Genomic DNA, 18,351 nt, shown 5'->3' with positions numbered 1-18,351 from the left:
GATTAACAAAAATCAGGACAAGGCGACGAAGCCGCAGACAGTACAAATAGTACGGAACCGATTCACTTGGTGCTTGAGCACCTTAGAGAATCGTTCTCTTTGAGCTAAGGCGAGGCAACGCTGTACTGGTTTTTGTTAATCCACTATAACCCCCGGTTTGCAATGCCCTCCAATGCCTTCCCGAGCAAGTGTTGTAAAAATGCAAATCTTAAAAATTTTAAATAACCATATGTTATAAAACAAAAAATACCCATAATATCTCTATCCGTCCTTCAAAATGCACATCGGATTCCACACAAAAACAGGCAGAAGTTTGTTTTTTCAGACAGGAACATTTATAGTTTCAGAAATGGAATCGCCGACATCGGCGGTAGAAGTAAAGCCTAAGCGGATTGGAAAGTTTGGTCTGCTTAAATTTCTTAACTATGAAAAGGAATACAGCAATGAAAAAATCCCTGATTGCCCTGACACTGGCTGCCCTGCCTGTTGCAGCAATGGCTGATGTTACCCTGTACGGCACCATCAAAGCCGGCGTAGAAACTTACCGCGCTGTAAAACATGCAGAAGGCAAAGTAACTGAAGTAAAAACCGGCAGCGAAATCGCCGACTTCGGTTCAAAAATCGGCTTCAGAGGTCAAGAAGATTTCGGCAACGGACTGAAAGCCATTTGGCAGTTGGAACAAAAAGCCTCCATCGCCGGTACTGACAGCGGCTGGGGCAACCGCCAATCCTTCATCGGTTTGAAAGGCGGCTTCGGTACCGTCCGAGCCGGTCACCTGAACAGCGTCCTGAAAGACGCCGGCGACAACGTCAACGCTTGGGATTCCGGTTCTAACACCGAAAAAGTACTGCAAGTCAGCAAAATCTCCGCTCCGGAACACCGCTACGCATCCGTACGCTACGATTCTCCCGAATTTGCCGGCTTCAGCGGCAGCGTGCAATACGCGCCTAAAGACAATTCAGGCAAAAACGGCGAATCTTACCACGTCGGTTTGAACTACCAAAACAGCGGCTTCTTCGCACAATACGCCGGCTTGTTCCAAAGATACGGCGAAGGCACTAGCGCAGAAAAAGTTGGTCAGCCTGTTGAAAAACTGCAAGTTCACCGTTTGGTCGGCGGTTACGACAACGATGCCCTGTACGCTTCCGTAGCCGTACAGCAACAAGATGCGAAATTGGCTGATACTTCCAATTCGCACAACTCTCAAACCGAAGTTGCCGCTACCGTGGCATACCGCTTCGGCAACGTAACGCCCCGCGTTTCTTACGCCCACGGCTTCAAAGGCACTGTTGCTAAAGCAGACGGCGACAACCGTTACGACCAAGTTATCGTCGGTGCGGAATACGACTTCTCCAAACGCACTTCTGCCTTGGTTTCTGCCGGCTGGTTACAAGAAGGCAAAGGCGCAAACAAAACCGTATCGACTGCCAGCACTGTCGGTCTGCGCCACAAATTCTAATCTGCAAAGATTGGTATCAACAAAAAGCCTGTCGTCAGACAGGCTTTTTTCTATTTTTAGTCTTTTTTAAAAAATGCAAAAATATGCCGTCATTCCCGCGCAGGCATTTGTCCGCACGGAAACCTGATCCCGTCATTCCCACGAACCTACATTCCGTCATTCCCACGAAAGTGGGAATCCAGGACGCAGGGTTGGAGAAACCGTTTTACCCGATAAGTTTCCGCACCGACAGACCTAGATTCCCGCCTGCGCGGGAATGACGAATCCATCCATACGGAAACCTGCACCACATCATTCCTACGAACCTACATTCCGTCATTCCCACGAAAGTGGGAATCCAGGACGCAAAATCTCAAGAAACCGTTTTATCCGATAAGTTTCTGCACCGACAGGCCTGGATTCCCGCCTGCGCGGGAATGACGGGTTTCAAGATGACGGTGTTATCGGGAATGACGGTTCGGGTATTTCCTTACGCCCGTCCCACGCCTGTAAACGGTAAGTGCATCAAAAATGCCGTCTGAAGGTTCAGACGGCATCGGTGTCGGGGAATCAGCGAGCCGTAGGGTGTGCTTCAGCCCGCCATTTCCATCAATCCCACATTTCCACCGTTTTCATCGAATCCATCGAATCCTCACCTTTCGACAATCACTGAACCGTCATTCCCGCGCAGGTGGGAATCCAGACCTGTCGGCACGGAAACTTATCGGATAAAACAGTTTCTTCAACCCTACGCTCTAGATTCCCGTTTTCACGGGAATGACGAAAGGTTGCGGGAATCTAAAAACCCAACGCTGCAAGATTTATCAGAAACAACTGAAACCGAACGGACTGGATTCCCGCCTGCGCGGGAATGACGGGATTTGGGTTTCTATTTTGGTTTTCTGTTTTCGTGGGAACGATGGAATAAAAGAAGTTGGAATAACGAAGCAAAAAACGTGATGGTGATGCGATTTGGGCTTGTGCAGGTAATCAACGTTAAGTTGTGCGAATGACGAAATATAGTGGATTAACAAAAACCGGTACGGCGTTGCCTCGCCTCAGCTCAAAGAGAACGATTTTCTAAGGTGCTGAAGCACCAAGTGAATCGGTTCCGTACTATTTGTACTGTCTGCGGCTTCGTCGCCTTGTCCTGATTTTTGTTAATCCACTATAAAAATGCCGTCTGAAAGGTTTTCAGACGGCATTTGTTCACGGTCCGCGCCCGGGCGGTTTTGGCAAAATCAGTCGGCAACCGCCATCAGGCTGGCGTTGCCGCCGGCGGCTGTGGTGTTGACGCTGCAAGAGATTTCTTCAAAAACTTGCAGGATGTCGAGTCCGTTTTCCGAAGGGAGGACGCGGATGAGTGCGCCGTCGTGGGCGGCAAGTTCCTGTTTGCGCGCGCTGTCCAAAGGCGACAGGGCGGCAACGTGGCTGATGCCGACGGTTTCGGGTTTGCCGTTGACCAGCAGCAGACCTTCCAGGTCGGTGGTGTAGGAAGCCAAGGGGCTGTCGGGTTCGACCACTGCCTGTACGCCGGAGGCGGCAAGTTCGGTCAGTGCGGCAAAGGCTTGAACCGTGCTGCCGCCGTGTATCCAAACGCGTTTGGGCGCGTGCCATGAGATGCTGTTGCGCTCGCCGGTCGGGCCGGTAAGGACGGTTTCGGCACGGCGCAGGGTGCGGATGCGGGCGTGTCCCAAAGCGGCCGCTGCGGCTTTTTTCTCTTCGGCGTTGAACGGCAGTTTGTGAATCAGGGCTTCGAGGCGTTTGAGCGCGGCTTCGTCCGCCTGTCCGATTTGGCTCAGGGTCGGGGCAACCCATTCGGGGATGCGGGTCAGTTTTTGCAGGTAGAACGAACCGCCTGCTTTGGGACCTGTGCCGGACAGACCGTGTCCGCCGAAGGGCTGTACGCCGACGACTGCGCCGACGATGTTGCGGTTGACGTAAACGTTGCCGGCTTCGATGCGGCTGCGGATGTGGCGTACCGTGCCTTCGATGCGGCTGTGTACGCCGTGGGTCAGGGCGTAGCCTTTGCTGTTGATTTGGTCGATGACGCTGTCGAGTTCGTCGGCGCGGTAGCGGACGACGTGCAGGACGGGGCCGAAGACTTCGCGTTGCAGTTCGTTGAGGTTGTTCAATTCAAACAGGATGGGGCGAACGAACGTGGATTTTTCGGAATCGACATCGGCAGCGGTTTTGACTTCGTGGTAAGACTTGGCAACGCCTTTCATTTTGTTGATGTGGGCAAGCAGGTTTTGCTGCGCTTCGGCATCGATGACGGAGCCGACATCGGTGGTGAGCTGAATCGGTTTGCCGACGACGAGTTCGTCCATCGCGCCTTTGATCATGTCGAGCATACGGTCGGCAACGTCTTCTTGGACGCACAAAATGCGCAGGGCGGAGCAGCGTTGTCCCGCGCTGTCGAAGGCGGAGTTCAATACGTCGGCGCAGACTTGTTCGGCAAGTGCGGTGGAATCGACAATCATGGCGTTTTGTCCGCCGGTTTCGGCAATCAGGACGGGATTGTCGCCGCGTTTGGCAAGGGCTTTGTTGATCAGGCGCGCCACTTCGGTCGAGCCTGTGAAAATTACGCCGCCGATGCGGGCATCGTTGGTCAATGCCGCACCCACGTCGCCTGCGCCGAGGACGAGTTGCAGGGCGGAAGTCGGGATGCCGGCTTCGTGCATCAGGGAAACGGCATAACCGGCAATCAGGCTGGTTTGTTCGGCAGGTTTGGCGATGACGGTGTTGCCTGCCGACAATGCGGAAACGACTTCGCCGGTAAAGATGGCGAGCGGGAAGTTCCACGGGCTGATGGCGACAATCGCGCCGACGGCTTTTGCGTCTTGAGGCAGGGTGTGTTCGGCTTCGTTTGCGTAGTAGCGGCAGAAATCGACGGCTTCGCGCACTTCGGCAATGGCGTTGTTCAGCGTTTTGCCTGCTTCGCGCACGGCAAGCATCATCAGCGCGGGGGTGTGCTGTTCGAGCAGGTCGGCGAAACGGCGCAGGCAGGCGGCGCGTTCGGCGGCAGGTGTCGCACTCCATTCGGGGAACGCGGCAACGGCTGCGCCAACCGCTTCTTGGGCAAGCGCGGCATCGGCAAAGCTGACCGTACCGACAACATCGCCGTGGTCGGCAGGGTTTTTAATCGGTTGCGCTTCGCCGACATCGCGGGCTTTGCCGTTGACGATGGAGGCGGCGTGGAAGTCTTGCGCGGCGGCTTTGTTCATCTGTTCTTGAAGCTGCTGCAATACGTTTTCGTTGCTCAAGTCCACGCCTTGCGAGTTCAGACGGCATTTGCCGTACAAATCGCGCGGCAGCGGCAGGGCGTTGTGCAGGTGGATGCCCTGTTCGGCGATGGTGTCGAACGGGCTTTTAATCAGGCGGTCGATGCTGATGTTTTCATCAACGATTTGGTTGACGAAAGACGAGTTCGCGCCGTTTTCCAACAGGCGGCGCACCAAGTAGGCGAGCAGGGTTTCGTGCGTACCGACCGGGGCGTACACGCGCACGCGGCGGCCTAAGTTTTGCGGGCCGACGACTTGGTCGTACAAGGTTTCGCCCATACCGTGCAGGCATTGGTGTTCAAAGTCTTTGCCTTTGCCCATTTGGTAGATTGCGCCCAAGGTGTAGGCGTTGTGGGTGGCGAATTGCGGGAACACGGCATCTTGCGCGGAAAGCAGTTTGCGCGCGCAGGCGAGGTAGGAGATGTCGGTGTGGACTTTGCGGGTGTAGGTCGGATAGCCGTCCAGTCCGTCCACTTGCGCCCATTTGATTTCGCTGTCCCAGTATGCGCCTTTGACCAAACGGATCATCAGTTTTTGGTTGTTGCGGCGGGCAAGGTCGATCAGGTAGTCGATAACGAACGGACAACGTTTTTGGTAGGCTTGAACAACGAAACCGATACCTTTGTAGCCAGCCAAATCGGGATCGGAAACGAGTGCCTCCATCAAATCCAAAGACAGCTCTAAGCGGTTGGCTTCTTCGGCATCGATGTTGATACCGATATCGTATTTTTTACCCAAAAGGAACAATTCTTTCAGGCGGGGTAAGAGTTCACTCATCACGCGTTCGTGTTGGGCGCGCGAGTAGCGAGGGTGGATGGCGGAGAGTTTGACGGAAATACCGTTGCCTTCGTAAACGCCTTGGCCTGCCGCATCTTTGCCGATGGCGTGGATGGCTTCGACATAGTCGCGGTAGTAGCGGTCGGCATCGGCTTGGGTGTAGGCGGCTTCGCCCAACATATCGAAAGAGAAGCGGTAGCCCATTTTTTCGCGTTCTTTGCCGTTTTGCAGGGCTTCTTCAATGGTCTGTCCGGTGACGAACTGTTTGCCCAGAAGCCGCATGGCGTAATTTACGCCTTGGCGGATGAGCGGTGCGCCGCCTTTGCTGATCAGGCGGCTGAGTGCGGAACTCATTTGTTTGTCGTTTGTGGCGGTCAGTTTGCCGGTAATCAGCAGGCCCCAGGCGGCGGCGTTGACGAAGAGGGAAGGGCTGTTGTTCAGATGGCTCTTCCAGTTACCTTCGGAGATTTTATCGGCAATCAGACGGTCGCGGGTGGCGTTGTCAGGAATACGCAAAAGAGCTTCCGCCAGGCACATGAGTGCGATGCCTTCGTCGCTGGAGAGTGAAAATTCGTGCATCAGTGCATCGACGCCGCTGGCTTTGGTGCGGCTGGCACGGACTTGGGTAACCAAACGGCGGGCAAGTTCGGAGGCGGCGTTGCGCTCTTCGTCGCTCATCTGTGCACGTTGCAACATATCCTGTACGGCTTCGATTTCATTACGGCGGTAGGCATCGGTTATCGCTTGGCGCAGGGCAGTTTGTGCCGGAAATGCAAAATGAAACATTTTTTGGATTCTCCAAAGTTTTTCGGGGGGGTTCAGACGGCATCGGTGCGGCCTGAATACGGTAATATCGTAATAAATCCACAGATGAAATACAAGGCTTCAAATGCGGGCAGGGTAGGTGCTTCCGTTTCTTTGAAAATGAAACGGGTAAAACACAAATAAGACCTGTATGCAGGCAAGGTTTATTTGTGTTTGACCCGGAAACGGGTTCAGACGGCACGAACCGGGATGCCGTGCCGTCTGAAAGGGGTTTATCGGGCGGCGCGGTAATCTGCGTCGGCTTTTTCAAAGCGTTCTTGGATTTCGCGCGAAGGTTCTTTGTTGAACAGGGAAACCAATACGGCAACGATCAAGCAAACAATAAAGCCCGGCACGATTTCGTACATCGTCAACAAGCCGCTTTCTCCTGCCGCTTGAGCCGGTTTTTTTACCCATTCCGCCCATACGACTACGGTTAAGGCACCTGCAACCATACCCGACAACGCGCCGTAGGCAGTGATGCGTTTCCACAATACGGACAGAATCACAATCGGACCGAACGCCGCACCGAAACCTGCCCACGCGTAGGAAACCAGTCCCAATACTTTGCTGTTCGGATCGGAAGCAATCAGGATGGAAATCACGGCAATCGCCAAGACCATCAGGCGGCCGACCCATACCAGTTCCGACTGTTGCGCGTTTTTACGCAAAAAGCCTTTGTAGAAGTCTTCGGTAATCGCGCTGGAGCAAACCAAAAGCTGGCAGGACAGGGTGGACATCACCGCCGCCAAAATCGCGCTCAAAATAATGCCGGCGATCCAAGGGTTGAACAGCAGGGTGGAAAGCGCGATGAAGATGCGTTCGTGGTTGCCGCTCATAGAAGAAACTTTGTCGGGGTTTGCACCGAAATACGCAATGCCGAAATAACCGACCGCTACCGCGCCCGCAAGGCACAACGCCATCCAAGTCATGCCGATGCGGCGTGCGGATACCAGCGATTTCGCGCTTTCGGCGGCCATAAAGCGCGCCAAAATGTGCGGCTGTCCGAAATAGCCCAAGCCCCATGCGGCGGTAGAAATGATGCCGATGACGGTCGTACCGGCAAACAGGCTGCCGTATTCTTTGCCCGTGCCTGCGGCGACGCTTTGAATCGCGGCAGACATTTGTTCCGCGCCGCCCAAGCCCAAATAGACCATCACCGGCGTTAAAATCAGGGCGAAAATCATCAAAGAAGCCTGCAACGTATCCGTCCAGCTTACCGCCAAGAAGCCGCCCAAGAAGGTATAGGCGATGGTCGCGCCCGCGCCCAGCCACATTGCCTGATTGTAAGTCATACCTTCAAACAGGCTTTGGAACAGGGTTGCGCCCGCCACAATGCCCGAAGCGCAATAAATCGTAAAGAAAAACAGGATAATCAGCGCGGAAACCACTTTCATCAAGTGTCCGCCCGCGCCGAAGCGGTGGAAGAAATAATCCGGCAGCGTCAGCGCATTGTTGGCATATTCGGTATGCACGCGCAGGCGGCCCGCCACCAAGAGCCAGTTGAAATACGCGCCGAACAAGAGGCCGATGGCAATCCAGGCTTCGTTCAAACCGCTCAGGTAAATCGCGCCCGGCAGACCCATCAAAAGCCAGCCGGACATATCGGACGCGCCTGCCGACATCGCGGTAACAAACGGACCCAGGCTGCGCCCGCCCAAAATATAATCGTCGAAATTGCGCGTGGAAAAATAAGCGGCAAGCCCGATGAGAAGGACTGCAACCAGATAGATTGCAAAAGTGATGTACATGGGATTCATGTGCTATTCCTCGTCTAAAACTTCAGAATTACAGGCTTTGAAATTGCAAGCAACTTGCGCCTGAAATGTTTTTCTAATAAAAGTACAACGGAAAATCCGGATACCCGAAAGGGGATTCGGATAAATTATCTTCAATCACAATAAGATATGTAATGAAACTATATGAAATTGTAAATAATTTGGTTCAGCATAACCCAAATTTTTTTGTTTGCAAAGCACTTGCCGTCCAAAAAAGGCGGAGAAAAGCAGGTCGTTAACATAAAATCTATCTAAAACAACATATTATTTTGTAGCTGCTTGTAATTGAAAAGGGATGGTGTTGTGAAACCGGCTTTCCGCCTGCTTATGTTTTGAAGTGTAGTTTAGCAACGGAAGTGGGTGGCGGAACATTTTGTACAGATGGCCGGCAGCCCGTTTTCAGACGGCATTTTTCCTTATACAATAGCCGCTTGAATTTGATATGTTCAGGAAGGATACAGATTATGTTCGGCAAGCAGCTTTTTGAAGAAGTCGGCTCGAAAATCAGCGAAACCATCGCCAACAGCCCTGCCAAAGATGTGGAAAAAAATATTAAGGCGATGCTGGGCGGCGCGTTCAACCGTATGGATTTGGTTACGCGCGAAGAATTTGACATCCAGCAGCAGGTTTTGATTAAAACCCGTACCAAACTGGCGGCTTTGGAAGCGCGTCTGGCGAAACTCGAAGCCGCGCAAAATCCCGAACGGGCAGCATTGGAAGCGGCTGAAGCCGCTGCCGAAGAAGCCGTCGCCGAAATCAGGCAGCAAACCGCGGCCGGCGAATAAGGCCGTCTGAAATATGTCGCTTGCCTTGGTTTACAGCCGCGCCTTGAGCGGTATGAATGCGCCGTTGGTCGAAGTGGAAGCCCACCTTGCCAACGGCCTGCCGCATTTCAACATCGTCGGACTGCCCGATACGGAAGTAAAGGAAAGCCGCGACCGCGTCCGCGCCGCCATTATCCAAAGCGGTTTCGAGTTCCCGGCCAAAAAAATCACCGTCAACCTCGCCCCCGCCGACCTGCCCAAAGAATCAGGGCGTTTCGACCTGCCGATTGCAATCGGCATCCTTGCCGCATCGGGGCAGGTTGCACCCGAAAAGCTGGCGGAATACGAGTTTGCGGGGGAATTGGCACTGTCGGGGCTGTTGCGCCCCGTGCGCGGCGCGTTGGCGATGGCGTGGCAGGGTATGCAGGCGGGGCGTTCCTTCGTCTTGCCGCAGGAAAACGCAGAACAAGCCGCCGTGATGCGCGGCATTACCGTTTACGGCGCACGCTCTTTGGGTGAGGTTGCAGCCCATCTCAACGGCATCGAACCTTTGGCGCAAACCGAATGTTCCGTACCGCAAATGCCGTCTGAACATGGAGGACAACCTGATTTGTGCGATGTGAAAGGTCAGCACACCGCCCGCCTCGCTTTGGAAATTGCCGCCGCAGGCGGACACAGCCTGTTGATGATGGGCCCGCCGGGAACGGGCAAATCTATGCTTTCCCAACGGCTGCCCGGCATCCTGCCGCCTTTGACCGAAGACGAATTGGTCGAAGTGTGGGCATTGCGTTCGCTCCTGCCCAACTACCAACAACAACTTGACAGCCACCGTCCTTTCCGCAGCCCACACCACAGCGCGAGTTCGGCAGCCATGGTCGGCGGCGGCTCGGATCCGCGTCCGGGCGAAATTTCATTGGCGCATCACGGCGTTTTGTTTTTGGACGAGCTGCCCGAGTTTGACCGCAAAGTTTTGGAAGTTTTGCGCGAACCTTTGGAAAACGGAGAAATCCACATTTCCCGCGCGGCGCGTCAAGCCGTCTATCCGGCGAAATTCCAGCTTGTCGCCGCCATGAACCCTTGTCCGTGCGGTTATCTCGGGCATCCTGTCAAACCCTGCCGCTGCACGCCAGAAAGCGTCGCGCGTTACCGCAGCAAGATTTCCGGTCCGCTGCTCGACCGCATCGATTTGACCATCGAAGTCCCCAGCCTGTCCGCCGCCGAACTGATGCAGCAGGAAGTGGGCGAAAGCAGCGCGTCCGTTTTGGAACGCGTCATCGCCGCCCGAGACAAACAATACGCACGGCAGGGCAAAGTCAACGCCGCCTTGAGCGTCAGCGAACTCGATTCCCAAGCCCGCATTCAAAAAGAAGCGCAGGAAGCCTTGGGTAGCCTGCTGGAAAAATTGTCTCTTTCCGCCCGCAGTTTTCACCGCATCATGCGCGTGGCACGTACATTGGCGGATTTGGCGGGCGATGAAGAAGTCGGCAGAAGCCACGTCATGAAAGCCATAGGTTTCCGTCGCGCTTTATAACTTTGATAAAAGGGCATCGGGGCGGGTTTTGCCCAAATATGGCGATATTGTTAGAATATCCGCCCGTAAGCAAACGGCGTTAATGCCGTCTGAAACACATTAAGGTATGTTTATGAACAAATTTTCCCAATCCGGAAAAGGTCTGTCCGGTTTCTTCTTCGGTTTGATACTGGCAACGGTCATTATTGCCGGTATTTTGTTTTATCTGAACCAGAGCGGTCAAAATGCGTTCAAAATCCCGGCTCCGTCGAAGCAGCCTACAGAAACGGAAATCCTGAAACCGAAAAACCAGCCTAAGGAAGACATCCGACCTGAACCGGCCGATCAAAACGCCTTGTCCGAACCGGATGCTGCGAAAGAGTCAGAGCAGTCGGATGCGGAAAAAACTGCCGACAAGCAGCCCGTTGCCGACAAAGCCGACGAGGTTGAAGAAAAGGCGGGCGAGCCGGAACGGGAAGAGCCGGACGGACAGGCAGTGCGCAAGAAAGCACTGACGGAAGAGCGTGAACAAACCGTCAGGGAAAAAGCGCAGAAAAAAGATGCCGAAACGGTTAAAAAACAAGCGGTAAAACCGTCTAAAGAAACAGAGAGAAAAGCTTCAAAAGAAGAGAAAAAGGCGGCGAAGGAAAAAGTTGCACCCAAACCGACCCCGGAACAAATCCTCAACAGCGGCAGCATCGAAAAAGCGCGCAGTGCCGCCGCCAAAGAAGTGCAGAAAATGAAAACGTCCGACAAGGCGGAAGCAACGCATTATCTGCAAATGGGCGCGTATGCCGACCGCCGGAGCGCGGAAGGGCAGCGTGCCAAGCTGGCAATCTTGGGCATATCTTCCAAAGTGGTCGGCTATCAGGCAGGAAGTAAAACGCTTTACCGCGTGCAAAGCGGCAATATGTCTGCCGATGCGGTGAAAAAAATGCAGGACGAGTTGAAAAAACACGGAGTTGCCAGCCTGGTCCGTGCGATTGAAGGCAAATAATTATGAAGCTCAAACATCTGTTGCCGCTGCTGCTGTCGGCAGTGTTGTCCGCGCAGGCATATGCCCTGACGGAAGGGGAAGACTATCTTGTGTTGGATAAACCCATTCCTCAAGAACAGTCGGGCAAAATTGAGGTTTTGGAATTTTTCGGCTATTTCTGCGTACATTGCCATCATTTCGATCCTTTGTTATTGAAACTGGGCAAGGCATTGCCGTCTGATGCCTATTTAAGGACGGAACACGTGGTCTGGCAGCCTGAAATGCTCGGTCTGGCAAGAATGGCGGCCGCCGTCAATTTGTCAGGTTTGAAATATCAGGCAAACCCTGCTGTGTTTAAAGCAGTTTACGAACAAAAAATCCGCTTGGAAAACAGGGCGGTTGCCGGAAAATGGGCTTTGTCCCAAAAAGGCTTTGACGGCAAAAAACTGATGCGCGCCTATGATTCCCCCGAAGCTGCCGCCGCCGCATTAAAAATGCAGAAACTGACGGAACAATACGGTATTGACAGCACGCCGAACGTTATTGTCGGCGGAAAATACCGCGTCATCTTCAATAACGGCTTTGACGGCGGCGTTCATACGATTAAAGAATTGGTTGCCAAAGTCAGGGAAGAACGCAAGCGTCAGACCCCTGCTGTACAGAAATAGCCGAACTCCCGTATCCGAAAGAAGCACAAGCAATGGATTTTCTGATTGTCCTGAAAGCCCTGATGATGGGCTTGGTAGAAGGTTTTACCGAATTTTTACCGATTTCCAGCACCGGACATTTGATTGTGTTCGGCAATCTGATTGATTTTCACAGCAATCACAAGGTTTTTGAAATTGCCATCCAGCTCGGTGCGGTTTTGGCGGTAGTGTTTGAATACCGGCAGCGTTTCAACAATGTGTTGCACGGTTTGGGAAAAGACCGGAAAGCCAACCGCTTCGTCCTCAATCTTGCCATTGCTTTTATACCTGCCGCCGTGATGGGGCTGTTGTTCGGCAAACAGATTAAAGAACATCTGTTCAATCCTTTGAGTGTGGCGGTCATGCTGGTTTTGGGCGGTTTTTTTATTTTGTGGGTGGAGAAACGCCAAAGCCGGGCAGAGCCTAAAATTGCCGATGTTGATGCATTGCGTCCGATTGATGCGTTGATGATCGGAGTTGCCCAAGTGTTTGCACTGGTTCCGGGTACGTCCCGTTCGGGCAGTACGATTATGGGCGGGATGCTTTGGGGAATCGAGCGGAAAACGGCAACGGAGTTTTCATTTTTCTTGGCCGTTCCGATGATGGTTGCAGCAACGGTTTATGATGTCCTGAAACATTACCGATTTTTTACCCTGCATGATGTCGGTTTGATTCTGATAGGCTTTATTGCCGCTTTTGTTTCCGGTTTGGTGGCGGTAAAAGCATTGCTGAGGTTTGTTTCCAAGAAAAACTATATCCCGTTTGCCTATTACCGTATTGTTTTTGGTATTGCCATCATTATATTGTGGCTGTCGGGCTGGATAAGTTGGGAATGAAACCATAAACCCAGCCTGAAGACATTATTCGGGTCGGGTTTGTTTGGCGGACTGATAAAATCGGGACGGGCAGGGCAATAGGTTTAAAGTCGATTGTCTGTTTTGAAGGCAGTGGTTTGTTCTTTGTTTTCCGGCAATCAGGCAATAAAAAAGCACATACCTTTTACGGTCTGTGCTTTTTTATCTGGTGGAGGTAAGCGGGATCGAACCGCTGACCTCTTGCATGCCATGCAAGCGCTCTACCAACTGAGCTATACCCCCGAAAATCTGGTGGCGAATCAGGGACTCGAACCCCGGACACAAGGATTATGATTCCTCTGCTCTAACCGACTGAGCTAATTCGCCGTTTCGTGAAGTTGCTATTATATGTTTTTTTGTTTTTTTGACAAGCCGTATTTTTTAATTTTGAATTAGTTTCCTGTTTTTAAATGTTAAAAAGTTTATGCCGTCTGAAGCAGATTCAGACGGCATAAGGGTTAGAGTTTGTGGCAGATGTCGCCGAAACAAAATCCTGTCCAATCAGTGCCGATATTTTTTCCGAATGCGATGACTTTAAACAGTTCGCCCATTTCGTGCTGGTCAATCAGTTTCTGAACGGCAGCAGCTTCACGGATGTAGGTGGGAGAGTCTGTTTTTCCCACTTGTGCCAACAGTTCGGTTATACCCAGATTCAGCAGAAAATGGGACTGGGGCAGATAGCCTGTCAAATCCAGTCCTGCATCCGTACCGGCTTGGGCGATGTCGGTAAAGTTGACGTGGGCGGTCAGGTCGGCCAACCCGATGAAGTCGAAAGGATTGTGGATAACGTGATGCCGGTAGTGTCCGATCAATGTGCCTTGACTGCGTTGGGGATGGTAATACTGCGCCGCATCAAAACCGTAGTCGATGAATATCATACCTCCGCGTTCAAGCCTTGAGGCAAGGGTGCGGATAAAGGCATATTGTTGCGGGTGCAGTTCGCTGGTGTAGGGGGAATCCGTTTGAGGGAAATAAAGGGAAGCAGAGGCGGAAAGCGACGGGTCGTGCAAGGGTCTTGCAGAATAGGCGAAACGGCCGTTATCCGTGCAAACGCCGATGTGCTCGAATAATCCGCCTTCATTTTTACGGACGATTTCGACAGGCATGGCATCGAGCACTTCGTTGCCGATGACGATTCCGTCAAACGCTTCGGGAAGTGCGGTCAAGTGGACAACTTTTTGAGATGCTTCCGGTGCGCGGGTCTGAATCAGGTTTTTCTGACGCGCGGCCAGCTCCGGCGATATTTCAATAATATAGTAACAGTCGATGCCGTCTGAAATGCTGCCCAACAGATCGGCGGCAAGCTGTCCGGTTCCCGCGCCGAATTCATAGATATTGCCTGCCGTTTGGGGTAGGAGTTCTTGAAGTTGGCGTGCCAGTGTCTGTGCAAACAGAGGAGTGAGGGTCGGTGCGGTAATAAAATCCCCGTTATTGCCGATTTTATGGCTGCCGCCGGTGTAGTAGCCGTATTGCGGAGCGTATAAAACCAATTCCATAAAACGTGAAAATGGAATCCAATTGCCGTGTTTGCCGATTTCTTCGGCAATGAGGGTTTGCAGCTTGAGCGAGGATTGCCGTGCTTCGGGGGAGGGGAGGGGGAGGGGCATGATAAATGTTATCTTGTGTAAATTTATTGGATTTCCCGACATATTACACGTTGGTATAGATGCTGTCATGGCTTTATTTTAATGCTATATATTGCTTTTTATTTAAAATAAATAGCATATATGGTAATTATTTACCTTTATTACTATGCCTTGCGGTTGGCTGCCTGCAATTGGATTTTTCTATTTTGTTGTTTTTAAAGGAATTTAAAAAACTTGATATATTAATGAAATTTTCCGTCCGTATTTGACCGAGTGTTTAAAATTTCTTATAGTGTCGATTGGTGGGGAATTGTGGGGCAAAGTGTCTCTTTTACCCTTGTGATTTTGATTTCGGCTTGGGACATGTCATGTTCGGCGGCGCACACGAATTAAGCATCGACAGTAAGGGGCGGTTGGCTGTTCCTGCCAAATTCCGCGACATTCTGTCGCGCCTCTATACGCCTGCCGTAGTGGTAACGCTCGAGTCGAAACATAAGCTGTTGATGTACCCTGTTGCGGAGTGGGAAAAGGTTGCGGCGCAACTTTTAAACTTAAAAGTGGCGGATAACCCTGTTTTGCGGCGGTTTCAAAATCTTTTGCTGCATAACGCGGAAATTTTGGAATGGGACAGCGCCGGTCGGGTGCTGGTTCCTGCCGGACTGAGGAAAAGGGTGGATTTCGACCGTGAAGTCGTTTTGGTCGGTCGTGCCAACCGTTTGGAGCTCTGGGGTCGCGAGCAGTGGGAGGCTGAGATGGTTCAGGCTTTGGATGACGATCCTGACGAACTTGCCTTCCAGTTGAGTCAGACGGATTTGCAATTGTGAGTGGAGCAGAAAGTTACCGGCATATCACGGTCTTGCTGAATGAGGCGGTGGATGCGCTTGCCGTGCGCGAAGACGGTGTCTATGTGGACGGTACGTTCGGCAGGGGAGGGCATTCCCGGCTGATTTTGTCGCGTTTGGGCGATGCGGGGCGGTTGATTGTTTTCGATAAAGACCCGCAGGCGATTGCTGTGGCAGAAGAGCTGGCGCGTTCGGACAAACGGGTCAGTGTCGTGCATGGCGGTTTTGTTTCGTTTCAGACGGCATTGGATGATTTGGGTATCGGCAAGGTGGACGGTGCGCTGTTTGATTTGGGGATTTCGTCTCCGCAAATCGATGACGGCAGCCGCGGTTTCAGCTTCCGTTTCGATGCCCCTTTGGATATGCGTATGGATACGACGCGCGGTATGTCTGCCGCAGAGTGGATAGCGGTTGCGTCGGAACAGGATTTGCACGAGGTAATCAAGAATTATGGTGAAGAGCGGTTTAGCCGCCAGATTGCGCACGCCATTGTTGCGCAACGGGCGGAAAGTCCAATCGATACAACCCGCAAGCTGGCGCAGATCGTGGCACAAAACGTCCGTACTCGTGAGCGGGGGCAAGATCCTGCAACACGTACTTTCCAGGCGGTCCGCATCTTTATTAACCGCGAGCTTGAAGAAGTAGGGGCAGTATTGCCGCAGGTCATGTGTCGTCTGAAACAGGGCGGACGTTTGGCGGTCATTGCTTTCCATTCGTTGGAAGACCGCATTGTGAAGCAGTTTGTCAAAAAATATTCGCAACACGTGCCCCTGCCGCGCTGGGCAGCGGTCAGAGAAGCGGATTTGCCCGAGCCTCCTCTGAAAATCGTGGGCAGGGCATTAAAGCCGGGTGAGGCGGAAATTGCCGCCAATCCGAGGGCGAGAAGTGCGGTTTTGCGTGTGGCGGAGCGGACTGCCGGTCCGATACCGGAACAATAACAGAGAAAAACGTCTGAACGGCAATGAACAAATTGAATTTCCTTCTGCTGCTTGCGGTGTGCGTTTCCGCTTTTTCCGTTGTGATGCAGCAAAACCAGTACAGGCTCAACTTCACAGCTTTGGACAAGGCGAAAAAACAGGAAATCGCCTTGGAACAGAACTATGCGCAACTGAGGCTCGAACAGGCGCGTTTGGCGAACCACGAAGCGATCAGGGCGGCGGCAGAAAAACAAAACCTCCATCCGCCGGTTTCAGGCAATACCTTTATGGTGGAACATCAAAGATAGAAGCAGCCTGTGTGCCGGAATCGGATTCCTGCGTCCAGGATAATAATAACGAGAAGTAAAAATGTTGATTAAGAGCGAATATAAGCCCCGGATGCTGCCCAAAGAAGAGCAGGCCAAAAAGCCGATGACCAGTAACGGACGAATCAGCTTCGTCCTGATGGCAATGGCGGTCTTGTTTGCCGGTCTGATTGCCCGCGGACTGTATCTGCAGACGGTAACGTATAAATTTTTGAAAGAACAGGGCGACAACCGGATTGTGCGGACTCAAACATTGCCGGCTACACGCGGTACGGTTTCGGATCGGAACGGTGCGGTTTTGGCGTTGAGTGCGCCGACGGAGTCCCTGTTTGCCGTGCCTAAAGATATGAAGGAAATGCCGTCTGCCGCCCAATTGGAACGCCTGTCCGAGCTTGTCGATGTGCCGGTTGATGTTTTGAGGAACAAACTCGAACAGAAAGGCAAGTCGTTTATTTGGATCAAGCGGCAGCTCGATCCCAAGGTTGCCGAAGAGGTCAAAGCCTTGGGTTTGGAAAACTTTGTATTTGAAAAAGAATTAAAACGCCATTACCCGATGGGCAACCTGTTTGCACACGTCATCGGATTTACCGATATTGACGGCAAAGGTCAGGAAGGTTTGGAACTTTCGCTTGAAGACAGCCTGCATGGCGAAGACGGCGCGGAAGTCGTTTTGCGGGACCGGCAGGGCAATATTGTGGACAGCTTGGACTCCCCGCGCAATAAAGCCCCGCAAAACGGCAAAGACATCATCCTTTCCCTCGATCAGAGGATTCAGACCTTGGCCTATGAAGAGTTGAACAAGGCGGTCGAATACCATCAGGCAAAAGCCGGAACGGTGGTGGTTTTGGATGCCCGCACGGGGGAAATCCTCGCCTTGGCCAATACGCCCGCCTACGATCCCAACAGGCCCGGCCATGCAGACAGCGAACAGCGGCGCAACCGTGCAGTAACCGATATGATCGAACCCGGTTCGGCAATCAAACCGTTTGTGATTGCGAAGGCATTGGATGCGGGCAAAACCGATTTGAACGAACGGCTGAATACGCAGCCTTATAAAATCGGACCGTCTCCCGTGCGCGATACCCACGTTTACCCCTCTTTGGATGTGCGCGGTATTATGCAGAAATCTTCCAATGTTGGTACAAGCAAACTGTCTGCACGATTCAGTTCGAAAGAAATGTATGATTTGTATCATGAGTTGGGCATCGGTGTGCGTATGCATTCCGGTTTCCCGGGAGAAAGTGCGGGCGCGTTGCGCAATTGGCAAAAATGGCGGCCTATCGAACAGGCGACCATGTCTTTCGGTTACGGTCTGCAGTTGAGCCTGCTGCAATTGGCACGGGCCTATACCGTGTTGACACATGACGGTGTTTTGTTGCCGGTCAGTTTTGAGAAGCAGGCGGTTGCGCCGCAAGGCAAACGTATATTTAAAGCATCGACCGCACGTCAGGTGCGTGAGTTGATGGTTTCTGTAACCGAACCCGGCGGTACGGGTACGGCGGGTGCGGTAGATGGTTTCGACGTCGGCGCAAAAACCGGTACGGCGCGTAAGTTGGTTAACGGTCGTTACGTCGATAACAAACACGTTGCCACTTTCATCGGTTTTGCACCTGCTAAGAATCCGCGTGTGATTGTGGCGGTAACCATCGACGAGCCGACTGCAAACGGTTACTACGGCGGCGTAGTGGCAGGTCCGGTCTTCAAACAAGTCATGGGCGGCAGCCTGAACATCTTGGGCGTTTCCCCGACCAAACCTTTGACCAATGTTGCAGCCGTCAAAACACCGTCTTAATCCGAGTATCAACGAG

The 18,351-nt window shown here is 52.6% G+C and carries 13 protein-coding genes and 2 tRNA genes; 10 read left to right on the top strand and 5 right to left on the bottom strand.

Annotation, left to right across the window (positions count from 1 at the left end):
- Positions 1 to 443: 443 nt before the first annotated feature.
- Positions 444 to 1,460, top strand: coding sequence for a trimeric porin PorB (porB, locus tag Q3O06_RS00770; RefSeq protein WP_301817057.1), 1,017 nt, complete (start codon positions 444 to 446; stop codon positions 1,458 to 1,460).
- Between the two features lie 1,220 nt (positions 1,461 to 2,680).
- Here porB and putA read toward each other — a convergent pair.
- Together putA and putP are read right to left on the bottom strand one after the other, a co-directional pair.
- Complete coding sequence (gene putA / locus Q3O06_RS00765; protein WP_301817055.1) at positions 2,681 to 6,286, bottom strand: bifunctional proline dehydrogenase/L-glutamate gamma-semialdehyde dehydrogenase PutA; 3,606 nt, start codon at positions 6,284 to 6,286, stop codon at positions 2,681 to 2,683.
- Between the two features lie 251 nt (positions 6,287 to 6,537).
- Complete coding sequence (gene putP / locus Q3O06_RS00760; RefSeq protein ID WP_301817053.1) at positions 6,538 to 8,064, bottom strand: sodium/proline symporter PutP; 1,527 nt, start codon at positions 8,062 to 8,064, stop codon at positions 6,538 to 6,540.
- A 482-nt stretch (positions 8,065 to 8,546) separates the two neighbouring features.
- On the opposite strand from putP, the gene Q3O06_RS00755 reads away from it, so the two are divergent.
- The 5 genes from Q3O06_RS00755 (at position 8,547) to Q3O06_RS00735 (ending at position 12,854) form a co-directional block, all read left to right on the top strand.
- Positions 8,547 to 8,867: an accessory factor UbiK family protein gene (locus Q3O06_RS00755; protein WP_003750274.1), complete on the top strand. Its 321-nt coding sequence runs from the start codon at positions 8,547 to 8,549 to the stop codon at positions 8,865 to 8,867.
- 13 nt (positions 8,868 to 8,880) lie between these two features.
- Positions 8,881 to 10,377, top strand: coding sequence for a YifB family Mg chelatase-like AAA ATPase (locus tag Q3O06_RS00750; RefSeq protein ID WP_301817051.1), 1,497 nt, complete (start codon positions 8,881 to 8,883; stop codon positions 10,375 to 10,377).
- Positions 10,378 to 10,489: 112 nt separating this feature from the next.
- Positions 10,490 to 11,353, top strand: a complete 864-nt coding sequence (gene ftsN, locus Q3O06_RS00745; RefSeq protein ID WP_301817050.1) for a cell division protein FtsN — start codon at positions 10,490 to 10,492, stop codon at positions 11,351 to 11,353.
- A gap of 2 nt (positions 11,354 to 11,355) precedes the next feature.
- Positions 11,356 to 12,000: a thiol:disulfide interchange protein DsbA/DsbL gene (locus Q3O06_RS00740; RefSeq protein WP_301817048.1), complete on the top strand. Its 645-nt coding sequence runs from the start codon at positions 11,356 to 11,358 to the stop codon at positions 11,998 to 12,000.
- A gap of 32 nt (positions 12,001 to 12,032) precedes the next feature.
- On the top strand, positions 12,033 to 12,854 hold the full coding sequence (locus Q3O06_RS00735; RefSeq protein WP_301817046.1) for an undecaprenyl-diphosphate phosphatase: 822 nt from the start codon (positions 12,033 to 12,035) through the stop codon (positions 12,852 to 12,854).
- Between the two features lie 185 nt (positions 12,855 to 13,039).
- On the opposite strand, the gene Q3O06_RS00730 is transcribed toward Q3O06_RS00735, so the two are convergent.
- From Q3O06_RS00730 to Q3O06_RS00720, 3 genes are all read right to left on the bottom strand, one after another.
- Positions 13,040 to 13,115, bottom strand: a tRNA-Ala gene (locus tag Q3O06_RS00730).
- 7 nt (positions 13,116 to 13,122) lie between these two features.
- A tRNA-Met gene (locus Q3O06_RS00725) sits at positions 13,123 to 13,199 on the bottom strand.
- A 131-nt stretch (positions 13,200 to 13,330) separates the two neighbouring features.
- Positions 13,331 to 14,548: a class I SAM-dependent methyltransferase gene (locus tag Q3O06_RS00720; RefSeq protein ID WP_301817045.1), complete on the bottom strand. Its 1,218-nt coding sequence runs from the start codon at positions 14,546 to 14,548 to the stop codon at positions 13,331 to 13,333.
- A 278-nt stretch (positions 14,549 to 14,826) separates the two neighbouring features.
- On the opposite strand from Q3O06_RS00720, the gene mraZ reads away from it, so the two are divergent.
- From mraZ to penA, 4 genes are all read left to right on the top strand, one after another.
- On the top strand, positions 14,827 to 15,282 hold the full coding sequence (mraZ, locus tag Q3O06_RS00715; RefSeq protein ID WP_002222027.1) for a division/cell wall cluster transcriptional repressor MraZ: 456 nt from the start codon (positions 14,827 to 14,829) through the stop codon (positions 15,280 to 15,282).
- Positions 15,279 to 16,238: a 16S rRNA (cytosine(1402)-N(4))-methyltransferase RsmH gene (gene rsmH / locus Q3O06_RS00710; RefSeq protein WP_301817043.1), complete on the top strand. Its 960-nt coding sequence runs from the start codon at positions 15,279 to 15,281 to the stop codon at positions 16,236 to 16,238. Before mraZ ends, rsmH begins: the two co-directional genes overlap by 4 nt.
- A 23-nt stretch (positions 16,239 to 16,261) precedes the next feature.
- Entirely contained in the window at positions 16,262 to 16,525 is a 264-nt protein-coding gene (gene ftsL, locus Q3O06_RS00705) for a cell division protein FtsL (protein ID WP_082300428.1), read from the top strand.
- A 61-nt stretch (positions 16,526 to 16,586) separates the two neighbouring features.
- Entirely contained in the window at positions 16,587 to 18,335 is a 1,749-nt protein-coding gene (gene penA, locus Q3O06_RS00700; protein ID WP_301817042.1) for a peptidoglycan D,D-transpeptidase PBP2, read from the top strand.
- Positions 18,336 to 18,351: the final 16 nt, after the last annotated feature.

The sequence above is a fragment of the Neisseria maigaei genome, from assembly GCF_958267405.1.
Classification (GTDB): Bacteria; Pseudomonadota; Gammaproteobacteria; order Burkholderiales; family Neisseriaceae; genus Neisseria; species Neisseria bergeri.
This window is presented reverse-complemented; position numbering and strand designations above follow the sequence as displayed.

Coding starts and splice junctions, on each gene's coding strand:
- porB (WP_301817057.1), top strand. CDS start 444: ATGAAAAAATCCCTGATTGCCCTGACACTGGCTGCCCTGCCTGTTGCA.
- putA (WP_301817055.1), bottom strand. CDS start 6,286: ATGTTTCATTTTGCATTTCCGGCACAAACTGCCCTGCGCCAAGCGATA.
- putP (WP_301817053.1), bottom strand. CDS start 8,064: ATGAATCCCATGTACATCACTTTTGCAATCTATCTGGTTGCAGTCCTT.
- Q3O06_RS00755 (WP_003750274.1), top strand. CDS start 8,547: ATGTTCGGCAAGCAGCTTTTTGAAGAAGTCGGCTCGAAAATCAGCGAA.
- Q3O06_RS00750 (WP_301817051.1), top strand. CDS start 8,881: ATGTCGCTTGCCTTGGTTTACAGCCGCGCCTTGAGCGGTATGAATGCG.
- ftsN (WP_301817050.1), top strand. CDS start 10,490: ATGAACAAATTTTCCCAATCCGGAAAAGGTCTGTCCGGTTTCTTCTTC.
- Q3O06_RS00740 (WP_301817048.1), top strand. CDS start 11,356: ATGAAGCTCAAACATCTGTTGCCGCTGCTGCTGTCGGCAGTGTTGTCC.
- Q3O06_RS00735 (WP_301817046.1), top strand. CDS start 12,033: ATGGATTTTCTGATTGTCCTGAAAGCCCTGATGATGGGCTTGGTAGAA.
- Q3O06_RS00720 (WP_301817045.1), bottom strand. CDS start 14,548: ATGACAGCATCTATACCAACGTGTAATATGTCGGGAAATCCAATAAAT.
- mraZ (WP_002222027.1), top strand. CDS start 14,827: ATGTTCGGCGGCGCACACGAATTAAGCATCGACAGTAAGGGGCGGTTG.
- ftsL (WP_082300428.1), top strand. CDS start 16,262: ATGAACAAATTGAATTTCCTTCTGCTGCTTGCGGTGTGCGTTTCCGCT.
- penA (WP_301817042.1), top strand. CDS start 16,587: ATGTTGATTAAGAGCGAATATAAGCCCCGGATGCTGCCCAAAGAAGAG.